8 protein-coding genes are annotated in these 9,652 nt (G+C 72.2%); 6 read left to right on the top strand and 2 right to left on the bottom strand.

Annotation, left to right across the window (positions count from 1 at the left end; all coding sequences use genetic code 11):
- Window positions 1–231: DUF1996 domain-containing protein (locus JQN72_RS07870; RefSeq protein WP_204134608.1), on the top strand; the 231-nt coding region annotated here is incomplete at its 5' end.
- Between the two features lie 85 nt (window positions 232–316).
- On the opposite strand, the gene JQN72_RS07865 is transcribed toward JQN72_RS07870, so the two are convergent.
- Window positions 317–1,381: a hypothetical protein gene (locus JQN72_RS07865; RefSeq protein ID WP_204134607.1), complete on the bottom strand. Its 1,065-nt coding sequence runs from the start codon at window positions 1,379–1,381 to the stop codon at window positions 317–319.
- Between JQN72_RS07865 and JQN72_RS18710 the strand changes: the two genes are divergently transcribed.
- Window positions 1,340–1,843 carry a DUF1996 domain-containing protein gene (locus tag JQN72_RS18710; RefSeq protein ID WP_255541740.1) on the top strand — a complete coding sequence of 168 codons (504 nt, stop codon included), beginning with the start codon at window positions 1,340–1,342 and terminating at the stop codon, window positions 1,841–1,843. The two genes, JQN72_RS07865 and JQN72_RS18710, sit on opposite strands and share 42 nt — an antisense overlap.
- A 230-nt stretch (window positions 1,844–2,073) precedes the next feature.
- Entirely contained in the window at window positions 2,074–3,627 is a 1,554-nt protein-coding gene (locus tag JQN72_RS07855; protein ID WP_204134605.1) for an HNH endonuclease signature motif containing protein, read from the top strand.
- Here the strand turns inward: JQN72_RS07855 and JQN72_RS07850 are convergent.
- Entirely contained in the window at window positions 3,573–4,550 is a 978-nt protein-coding gene (locus tag JQN72_RS07850; RefSeq protein ID WP_204134604.1) for an Ltp family lipoprotein, read from the bottom strand. The genes JQN72_RS07855 and JQN72_RS07850 overlap by 55 nt on opposite strands.
- Window positions 4,551–5,544: 994 nt before the next feature.
- On the opposite strand from JQN72_RS07850, the gene JQN72_RS07845 reads away from it, so the two are divergent.
- The 3 genes from JQN72_RS07845 (at window position 5,545) to JQN72_RS07835 (ending at window position 9,560) form a co-directional block, all read left to right on the top strand.
- The gene (locus JQN72_RS07845; protein ID WP_204134603.1) at window positions 5,545–6,393 is read left to right on the top strand and encodes a hypothetical protein; all 849 of its coding nucleotides are present in this window, start codon (window positions 5,545–5,547) and stop codon (window positions 6,391–6,393) included.
- Between the two features lie 140 nt (window positions 6,394–6,533).
- A complete protein-coding gene (locus JQN72_RS07840) occupies window positions 6,534–7,445 on the top strand; it encodes a hypothetical protein (protein ID WP_204134602.1) in 912 nt (303 codons plus the stop codon).
- 171 nt (window positions 7,446–7,616) lie between these two features.
- Complete coding sequence (locus JQN72_RS07835; RefSeq protein WP_239100285.1) at window positions 7,617–9,560, top strand: glycoside hydrolase family 55 protein; 1,944 nt, start codon at window positions 7,617–7,619, stop codon at window positions 9,558–9,560.
- Window positions 9,561–9,652 lie beyond the last annotated feature (92 nt).

Below are 9,652 nucleotides of genomic sequence, written 5' to 3'. Positions count from 1 at the left end.
TACCCGGTCGGCGGCGCCTGCCCGGACAGCCACCCGGTCGTCGTGCCGAAGCTGCGCCAGGTGATGCGCTACCCGGTGACCGGCGACCCGGCCGCGTTCCGGTTGGACTCCGGGCCCGGCTACACGATGCACGGAGACTTCTTCAACGCCTGGCCGGAGGACGAGATGGCCCGCCGGGTGAACGACTGCATCCGGCCGATCGTCAAGTGCGGCACGGACGGCCGACCGTGAGCTGAGCCGGCTGTGCGGCGCGGGGCCCGACGGGGACGGCCCTGGCCGGCACCCCGCCGGAGAAGATCGGGGCCGACACCCCAGCTCACGGGCTCGCGATGCAGACCCCGTCGCCGAGCATCGCGAACGCGTACCGGTCACCGTCCGAGAGTCCGTCCGTACCGCCCTGCGCATGCATGAGGTCCGCGGAGCTCTCGGAGTGGCTCGCCCCGAGGACGTGCCCGAGCTCGTGCATGACGACCCCACGCACCTCGGTGCGCCCGTCGGCGGAGCCGAGCTGCGGCGCCAGTGCGGGGGTGTCGAGGGTGACTGCTCCGGTCACCCACCACCGGTGCCCGTCGCGGGGGCCGAACGAGACCGGGCCGCCGACGCCGACGACGGATCCTTCGAGACGAGGTGTCTCCTCCGGGTCGCTCCACGCGATGAGCACCGGCGCCCAGCGGGAGGAGTACATGGGCACCCGAGACGGCCGTGACTCGTCCGGCTCCTCCTCGGTGTACCCGTCGAACACGAACGCCAGGCCTGTCGCGGCAGACATCTCCGAGACCGCCTCGGCCACGACGTCCTGACCCGCCTCGCCGACCCCGTACGGGTCGTGGACCACGTAGTGGATGGGCTGGCAGGGGTCGAAGGTCACCGGCCCACCGCTGGGCGTCCGCTGCATGAAGGCGTACCGGTCGTCTCCGGGGTCGTCGGGGAGCGCCACCGCGGCCCGCACCCGGCCGTCCAGCGGAGGGGCGGCCGCAGCGGACGCCGATCGCGCGTCGACCCGGAAGCGCGGGTCGCCGTGTACGAGGTAGTCGACCCAGCCCGAGACGTGGGGGAGGACCACGTGGCCGCCGACGGCGAGGGCCAGGAGGACGAGAGCGATGAGGCCCGTCATGAGGTCCCGGCGCCTCGGCGACGTCTGGGCGCGGCCTGCCGACGACGCCCGGTTCCGTGTCTGCGACGGACGGGGCGGGTGTCGGGGTCCCGACTCGGCCTCCGGCCAGTCGACGCGCTCGATGGCCGTGATCTCGGCGAAGAGCCGGTCGACCCGGGCGTCGGCGTCCTCCGCGCCCCGCGTCTCGCCGCGCCGGCGCGCGGAGTCGTTCGCACCGTTCTCGTCATGGGCGCCTTCCGCGCCGTTCCCGGTTCCCCCGTCTCGCACGCGGCAAGGGTAGATGACCTGTGGTGCCGCTCGTGCCGGGTCCGGGCGTCCCGTGCGCGAAATCGCGATGTTCGGTGCCCGTCGAACCCCGGATGTCGGGTGTCCGTCGTCGACCCGTCGCACGACTTCGTCGAGTGCCCGGCCGGGTCGATGCTGGAGTCGTACCTGGACTTCCCGCAGTGCTGGAACGGCCGCGACCTCGACTCCAGCGACCACAAGAGCCACATGGCCTACCCGGTCGGCGGCGCCTGCCCGGACAGCCACCCGGTCGTCGTGCCGAAGCTGCGCCAGGTGATGCGCTACCCGGTGACCGGCGACCCGGCCGCGTTCCGGTTGGACTCCGGGCCCGGCTACACGATGCACGGAGACTTCTTCAACGCCTGGCCGGAGGACGAGATGGCCCGCCGGGTGAACGACTGCATCCGGCCGATCGTCAAGTGCGGCACGGACGGCCGACCGTGAGCTGAGCCGGCTGTGCGGCGCGGGGCCGGGGCTCCGGCGCAACAGTCCTGGCCGCGCGACCGGATTCCGGCGGCACCGCCCTGGCGGCACCTGGCGTCCCGATGGCGGGGGCCGACCTCTCCGGCCACCGAGCCCTGGTCCGACCGCCGCGGACGCACAGCCGAGCGGCCATGTCTCGGCATCGTCGCTGCTCGGATGCCCTGTCGGTGGTCCCGCATAGTGTCGTCGCCATGGAACAGCCCACCGCCCCTCTCGGGGAGCGCCGCTCCGAGATCGAGGGAGCCGTGGGCGCGCTGACCGGCCTGGGTGAAGTGCTCCACCAAGCGTCCGGCGCCGAGCTGGCAGAGCTCATGGGCATCATCGACGGGCTGGCCGCGCAGGCCGCAGCGGCCAGGGTCACCATCACCGCGGAGGCCCTGACCCGCGGTGAGATCGCCGCCTCCGGCACCAACGCGCGCACCTGGGTCCGCGACCATGCGCCCTCCCTGCGTCAGGGGGGCGCGGGGCACGTCGCCTCGGTCGCGGCGGCGATCACCGGAGGCGGGGCGCTGTGGCATCCGGACGGCCCCGGCCTCGACCCCGACTCGCCCTTGGGGATGCTGTCGGCCGGCGTCACCGACGGCACCGTCACCCCCATGCTCGCGGCGGCCGCGATGCGAGAGCTCGAGCGGCTCGACCCGCATCTGCGCGACGAGGCCAAGCCGACGGTCGCCCGGTCACTGCTCGACCTCGGCATCCGGTGGGGGCCGTCGACGATGCGGCGGCTCCGCCCGCGCCTCCTGGCCGAGTACGGACACCCCGGCGAGCTCGACGACCTGCAGCAGCGTCTCGCCGGTGCCGCGCGTCTCTCGGCACCATTCGTCGAGTCGGGCGACCTCACCGAGTACCAGCTGCTCATGACGCCCGAGCAGGCCACCGTCCTCGAGGCCGCGATCGGCAGGCTGAGCGCCCCCGCCCCCGACGACGAGACCGGTGAGCGCGACCTCCGCCCGGCCGGCCAGCGCCGTGTCGAGGCCCTCACCGAGGTCTGTCGGCGCTCCTCGTCGATCGACGCCGCCGCAGCTCCCGACGGCGCCGCCGGTGCGGCGGCCGCGGTGCACGTGACCATCGCTCTCAGCGACCTCGAGGGCCGTACCGGATGCGGGGAGGTCATGGGGTCCACCGCCACCGGCACCGTGCTGTCGCCCGAGACGCTCCGGCGCATCACCTGCGAGGCCGACCTCGTGCCGCACGTGCTCGGCACCGAGGGCGAGCTCCTCGACCTCGGGCGCGTTGCCCGGCTGTTCACCCGTGCGCAACGACGCCGGTTGTGGCGGCGGGACGGCTGCTGCACCTACCCGGGATGTGACGCCCCACCGGCGTGGGCGCAGGCGCATCACGTGAGGCACTGGGCCGACGGAGGCCTGACCGACATCGACAACGCCGCTCTGCTGTGTCAGCGGCACCACACGGTCGTCCACCAAAGGCGGCTCATGGCCGAGGTCCTCCACGTCCCCGACGAAGAGGGGCGCCATGTCGTCTGGGACCTCGGCGTCGGCAGCTACGACCGGCACCTGGAACGGCTGCGAGCCGAAGCGGCGGCGCACGACCCGCCGCCGCTGACACCGGAACGTGTTCAAGAGCTGCTCGCCGCCATCGGGGGTGATGACCCCGACGAGTCGCGCTGGGCGGAGATCGAGCTGTGGGCTGCGAGGTGCGAGACCGACGACGACGGCTGGGACAGGGCAGATCACCCGGAGCGGGGTGGCCCACCCATGGCGTCGCTCTTCGACGAGGTCGCCTGAACCTCCGCGCCGTCAACCGTCACCTCTGACGTCAGCCGCGTGGGGGCCATCCCTGCGCTGTACCCAAGTGCTCCACGCCTGGGAGCGCTGCTGATCGTGCCCTGACGGACCGGCGACGACCGAGCGCCGACGAGAAGGCGCCCGGTCGTCCACGGTCGGACCGCGTGGGCGGAGCCTGTGTCAGAGACCCAGCTCGTCGACCGCGTGGGCGGCCTGCTTCTTGGTGAACCGGTCCCGTACTCGCTGCTCAGCTGCTCGATGAGGCCACTGCGCGAGAAGCCCTGGAGGTCGAGGTACTCCTGGCCGGCGCGGACGGCCTGCTCGTTCCAGTCGACCTCCAGCTGCTCCACGGCCCAGGTCGCGTCGGCCTTGTCGTAGCCATCGCCGTACTCGCTGGAGAGCTGCTCGATGAGGCCCTTCTTGCTGAACGCCTTGAAGTCGAGGTAGCCCTCTGCCGACCGCAGCGCGTTCCGCTGCGCGGTTGTGCCCTTCGGCTCCACGGGCTTCGGCTCGGGCTCCTCGGCCGCGGGCTCCGCCTCGGCCTCGGCCTCCGGAGCCGCGTCGGTGTCGGCGGGGGCGTCGTCCTCGGTGGACGCGGACGACGAGGCGGACGTCGTCGCGTCCACGGCGTCGCTCTCGGTGCCGTTCGCGCTCAGCGCGCTCCCCCCGACGACGAGCACGGCGACGGCGGCCGGGATGGCGAAGCGCTTCTTGGCGAACCACGGACGCCCCGTGCTGCCGGCCTTCGCGGTACCCGCCGCACCGGCGGTGTCGGCCGCGCCGCCCGCCCCGGACGTGGTGGCGGCCGCGTCCGCGGACTCGACGCTGCCTCCGGGCGCAGTGTGGACGGTCCACTGCTCACCGTCCCAGTAGCGCTGGCTGCCATCGGCCTGCGGGTACCAACCGGCGGGTGTCGTGCTCATCGTGCTCTCCTTCTGGAGGGTGGTCCTGCAGCGGGGACCGGACTCTGGTGGAAGAAGCGAGTCACGGCGTGGATCGCGCGGGATCAGCGGGATCGTCCCGAAGACGCGCGTCCGTGAACGCCGGACAGGGGTCGGGTCCACGGACGCGCGCCGCGAGCGTCCCGGCGCACGTGCTCGCAACAGAGGTGGGTGTGCGCCGGTCGACGGCCCCAGGGGGTACAGGCAGCGGTGCAGGGGGTCTCGCCACCTGGCCGAGGCCGTCGTTCGGGGGTAGCAGGTCTCAGGGAGCGGGGGTGCTCTTCAGTGAGGCTGACCCCCGACAGGGCATCGGCAACGTGCGACCGTTCCGCTGGCAGTGGTGCGGTTCCCCGCTCCTCCCTACTACGTCACGTAGCGTATACGACGAAATGTAGTAGAAACAAATCAGCCATGTTTCGGCCCGCAGGGGCATGGGGTTTCGCGCGCGGGGGCGTAGGGGTCGTGCGTCAAACGCTTGCGGCGCGTCGACGCCGGCGTGGCACGACCCCGAGCTGCAGGCCCCGCGGGTCGGCCGTCGACGTGGACGGGGCGATGGCGTCCGACACGGCCAGCGCGATGGTGTGTCCACCCGCGCCTCGGTGTGGGCGCAAGGGGCGTCACGTGCGGCTCGAGCAGGGCCCGTCCGGCGAGATGCCCCGGGGGGTGTTCCGGGCTCGACGCACCGCGAAAAGCGTTGTCGCACGTTGTCATCGAACAGCCCATCGCGCCGGTGGCCGTGTTGTCGATTGCGGCCTCGACCGAACGGGGGAGGCCGGGTCAAGTTTCGCTCTGAAGCGAGTAAAGGGAAGGTCAAGTCGGCTGCTCACGGACGCTGCAGGCCCTAGTGTCTCGGCCTGCAGGGAGAAAGACACGGTGTGAGTTGAACCAGTCCGTCGGTCTCGTCTCCAGGACGAGCTTCCGGGTCCCCAGTCCCGGCCTTCAAGAAGTCTTCGGCGCCGAGGGGACGCACGCGACGATGAGTGCGGACCCCGTGATGGACCGCACGCTCTCGAGTGCCCTCGGTCCGTCGGTGACCGCTGAGAAGGCCCGACGGGTGTTCAACCTCGTCTCCGAGCACGAGACCCTCACCTCGCTGCACCGTGGCCCCGTCGAGCAGACGGAGCGTCCGTCCGTGCCGGAGGAGCAGCCGCCCGGTGTGCGCTCGCTCGACGGCCAGCGCCGGCGCCACGACGAGGGCGAGGAGGGCTCCGCCACCCTCGCCGACGACCTCACCGCCCAGGAGCAGGGCCTGGACGCGTGGTGGGACGCGCTGTGCAGCAACGACCACGAGACGCTCCTCCCGCACCTCTCCCGCACCTTCCAGGAGCTCAACCTCCCGGTCAGTCCGGTCTCCGTCGTCCACGACACCGTCGAGCTCGCCGTCCTCACGCCGGGGGAGCACCTCCTCCCGCGCGACACCGTCGGGCTCGTCGGTGGAACGCTGTCGATCCGGATGTCGACGGCCGCGCACCGGGCCTGGCTGCACCGGCAGGTGGTCGCCGGCCTCACCCTCTCGGCGGCGCGCCACGCCCTGGCTGCCGCTCCTGGTCTGCGGGTGGCTCGCGTCCACGCGATCCACGCGGAGCACCGCGGAGAGGTGGCCGACCTGTCCGTCCTCGGTGTCGTGGACATCGACCGCGACCGACTCGAGACGGCGGATCTCGACCAGGACGCCGAGTCCCTCGTCCTCCACGACGGTGCCGTCCGGCACTGGGACACCGAGGGTGAGCACGGGACGCTCCGCCCCCGGCCGCTGGACGACCTCCCGGCGCTGGCGCCCTTCCTCGCGAGGCTCTGCCGGGCCCGCGGCCGCATCCTGGCCTGACGAGGGGGTCGACGGCCGCCGCGGGGTCGGCCGTTCGGTTCTTCCTGCCTCCGTCGTGCGGTCCTGATTGTGCCCATCGCCCTGTGCGAACACCGAAGTGCCCCTTAGGTTCGCAGCCTCAGCCTGCAGAGGAGTAGAGGATGACTGCAACGGTCGGACTGGTCTCCGAGACGAGCTTCCGAGTTCCGAGCCCGGGGGTGCGGCAGACCTTCGGGCTCCGTGCCATGGCTCCGATCCGTCCGTCGACGCCGGTCGCGCCCCCTGCGCCCGCGACCTCGGGCCCGGCCAACCCGCTCGACCTCATCGCGATGGCGGCCGGGCCGGGCCAGCAGAACCCCGAGGAGAAGGCGCAGGCCATCCTCGACGAGGAGGAAGCCCTCTCGTCGCTGCACCGCGTCGAACCCGTCGTGGCCGAGGCGCCCACACCGGACCCGTCCGGTGTCCAGCGCCGCGCCGACATCCGGTGGGAGCTGCTCTGCCTCAACGACGCCGAGACGGTGCTCGACCAGCTGGGACGCTGCTTCGAGGACACCGGCGCCCCCGCCGTGCCGATGGAGGTCGCCGGGCCGGTGGCCGTCGTCGCCATCCTCGCGCCAGACGACCACGTGCTGCCGAGCAAGACCGTCACGCTCGTCAACGGGGGCACGCTCTCCATCCGTCGCCCGCCGCCCGCCCATCGGGCCCGCCTCTACCGCCAGCTCGTCGCCGGCCTCGTCATCGGCACGGCGCGCCAGGTGCTCGCCGCCGCGCCGGGGCTGACCGGTGTGCGCATCGTCGTCATCCGCTCGCTGCACGAGGGCAACTACGACACGGTCACCTCCCTGGCGTCGGTCGAGCTCGAGCGGTCCGCCCTGGACGGCGCCGACTACTCCAAGGACGCCGAGGACGTGCTCCTCGAGGTGGGGCAGCGCGTGTTCTGGCGGACGGCCGAGCCGGACAACACCCTCGAGCCGCTGCCCCTCGCCGACCTGCCCGAGGTCACCGACGTGTTCGCCAAGCTCTGCCGCAGCGCGGCCGAGGTGCGGATGGGGTCACAGGCCGAGTCGGCCTGACCCGACACAGACTGCGAGCCCCGGACCACCCCTGCGGTGCGGGGCTCGCGGCGTGTCCGCAGGTCGGGTCGGGGGTGGACGACCGCTTGCCGGTTCCGGGCTGGTGTGGTTGGGTGCGTGAGAGCGCTCTCAGGGCGCCGAGACACCCCCCGCCAGCAAAGGAGCTGTTGGATGCCTCTGACCCGCCCCCGTCCCGCGCGCCGAGGTCGCCTCGCGCTCGCCTGCGTGACGGCCGTCGCCACCGGTGCGGCCGTCCTCGTGGGTACCGTGCCCGGCGCCGTGGCCGCACCTGCCGGGCCTGCTCCGCAGGCACCGCACATGCCGCACGGGCCCAAGGCCCCGGCCGCCGCGGACCTCGGCGAGAACGTCATCGTCTTCGACCCGTCGATGCCGGTGAGCGCGATCCAGTCCACGGTCGACCGCATCGCTGACGCGCAGATCGACAACGAGATGGGCACCGAGCGCTACAGCCTCCTCTTCGCACCCGGCACCTACGGCACGGCCGAGGAGCCCCTGCAGATGCGCGTCGGCTACTACACCGAGGTCGCCGGGCTCGGCGCACAGCCGGGCGACGTGCACATCAACGGCAAGGTCGAGGTTTACAACCGCTGCCTCGAGGACGGCGGGACGAGCAACTGCATCGCGCTCAACAACTTCTGGCGCACCCTGTCGAACCTGACCATCGACATCAACGCCGCGGGCCAGGACGGCTGCCGGTCCAGCGCCAACTTCTGGGCGGTGTCGCAGGCCGTCTCGATGCGCCGGGTCGAGGTCACCGGCGGCAACCTCTCGCTCATGGACTACTGCACCGCCGGCCCGCAGTACGCCAGCGGCGGCTTCATCGCCGACTCCAAGGCCGGGGTCGTGGTCAGCGGCTCGCAGCAGCAGTGGCTGACCCGCGACAGCGAGGTCGGCGAGTGGTCCAACGGCGTGTGGAACCAGGTCTTCGCGGGTGTCGAGGGCGCCCCGGACGACGCGTCCTTCCCCGACCCGCCCTACACGACGCTCGACACCACGCCGCTCAGCCGGGAGAAGCCCTGGCTCTTCCTCGACGACCGCGGCCGCTGGAAGGTGCGGGTGCCCAACGCCGCCACGGACACCCGTGGCGTCTCCTGGGCCGACGGGGTGACCGCCGGCCGCACGTTGCCGCTCTCGTCGTTCTACGTCGCGCGCCCCGGTGACTCCGTGTCACGCATCAACGCCCAGCTCGCGCGCGGCAAGCACCTGCTCCTCACGCCAGGCGTCTACGACATCGCCAAGAGCATCAAGGTCCGGCGTGCCGGCACCGTCGTCCTCGGGATGGGTCACGCGACGCTCACGGCGTCCGGCGGCTCCACACCGCTCGAGGTCAGCGACCGTCCGGGGATCGTCATTGCGGGCGTCACCGTCGACGCCGGACCGGAGAAGTCCGAGGTGCTCGTCCGGGTCGGTGGCCCGGGCAAGGCCCGCGGCTGGCAGCCGCGGTGGCTGCGGTCCAACGCCCGCAACCCGCTGACGCTCTCCGACCTGTACTTCCGGGTCGGCGGTCCGCACGAGGGCGCCACCGACACCGCGCTCGTCATCGACGCCGACAACGTCCTCGTCGACCACACGTGGGTGTGGCGCGCCGACCACGGCGTCGAGGACTTCGAGGGCGGGTTCCTCGGCGACGACGAGCGGTGGACGACGAACATCGGCACCAACGGCGTCATCGTCAACGGCGACGACGTCACGGCGACCGGGTTGTTCGTCGAGCACTTCCAGCAGCACAACACCATCTGGAACGGTGAGCGCGGCCGGACCGTGCTCTACCAGAACGAACTACCGTACGACCCGCCGACGCAGGCCGACTGGACCCAGCCCGACGGCACGCTCGGGTACGCGGGCTACGTCGTGGCCGACGACGTCAAGACCCACGAGCTGTGGGGCGGTGGGTCGTACGTCTACAACCGGAACAACGACTCGATCGTCACCGAGCACGGCTTCCAGGTGCCCGAGACGGACGGGGTGAAGCTGCACCACGTCCTCACGGTCAACCTCGGCGCCGGCACGATCCGGCACGTCGTCAACGACACCGGCTCGCAGGTCGACAACTCGAACACCGGGACTCCGGCGTACGTCACCGAGTACCCGTGACGTAGTCGGTTCGAGCGAGGACCCCCGACGGCGAAACTGGGCGCCGACGGGGGTCCTCGTTCGCGCGAGGCTGTGGACGGTCGCGGTGTGGG

The sequence above is a fragment of the Phycicoccus sp. CSK15P-2 genome (assembly GCF_016888005.1).
GTDB lineage: Bacteria > Actinomycetota > Actinomycetes > Actinomycetales > Dermatophilaceae > Phycicoccus.
Note: the sequence above shows the minus strand (reverse complement) of the source record. Positions and strands in the feature narration are given on the sequence as shown.

What these genes read in the sequence shown, in the direction of transcription:
- JQN72_RS07835 (WP_239100285.1), top strand. Translation starts at nt 7,617, where the DNA reads ATGCCTCTGACCCGCCCCCGTCCCGCGCGCCGAGGTCGCCTCGCGCTC.
- JQN72_RS07845 (WP_204134603.1), top strand. Translation starts at nt 5,545, where the DNA reads ATGAGTGCGGACCCCGTGATGGACCGCACGCTCTCGAGTGCCCTCGGT.
- JQN72_RS07855 (WP_204134605.1), top strand. Translation starts at nt 2,074, where the DNA reads ATGGAACAGCCCACCGCCCCTCTCGGGGAGCGCCGCTCCGAGATCGAG.
- JQN72_RS07850 (WP_204134604.1), bottom strand. Translation starts at nt 4,550, where the DNA reads ATGAGCACGACACCCGCCGGTTGGTACCCGCAGGCCGATGGCAGCCAG.
- JQN72_RS18710 (WP_255541740.1), top strand. Translation starts at nt 1,340, where the DNA reads ATGGGCGCCTTCCGCGCCGTTCCCGGTTCCCCCGTCTCGCACGCGGCA.
- JQN72_RS07840 (WP_204134602.1), top strand. Translation starts at nt 6,534, where the DNA reads ATGACTGCAACGGTCGGACTGGTCTCCGAGACGAGCTTCCGAGTTCCG.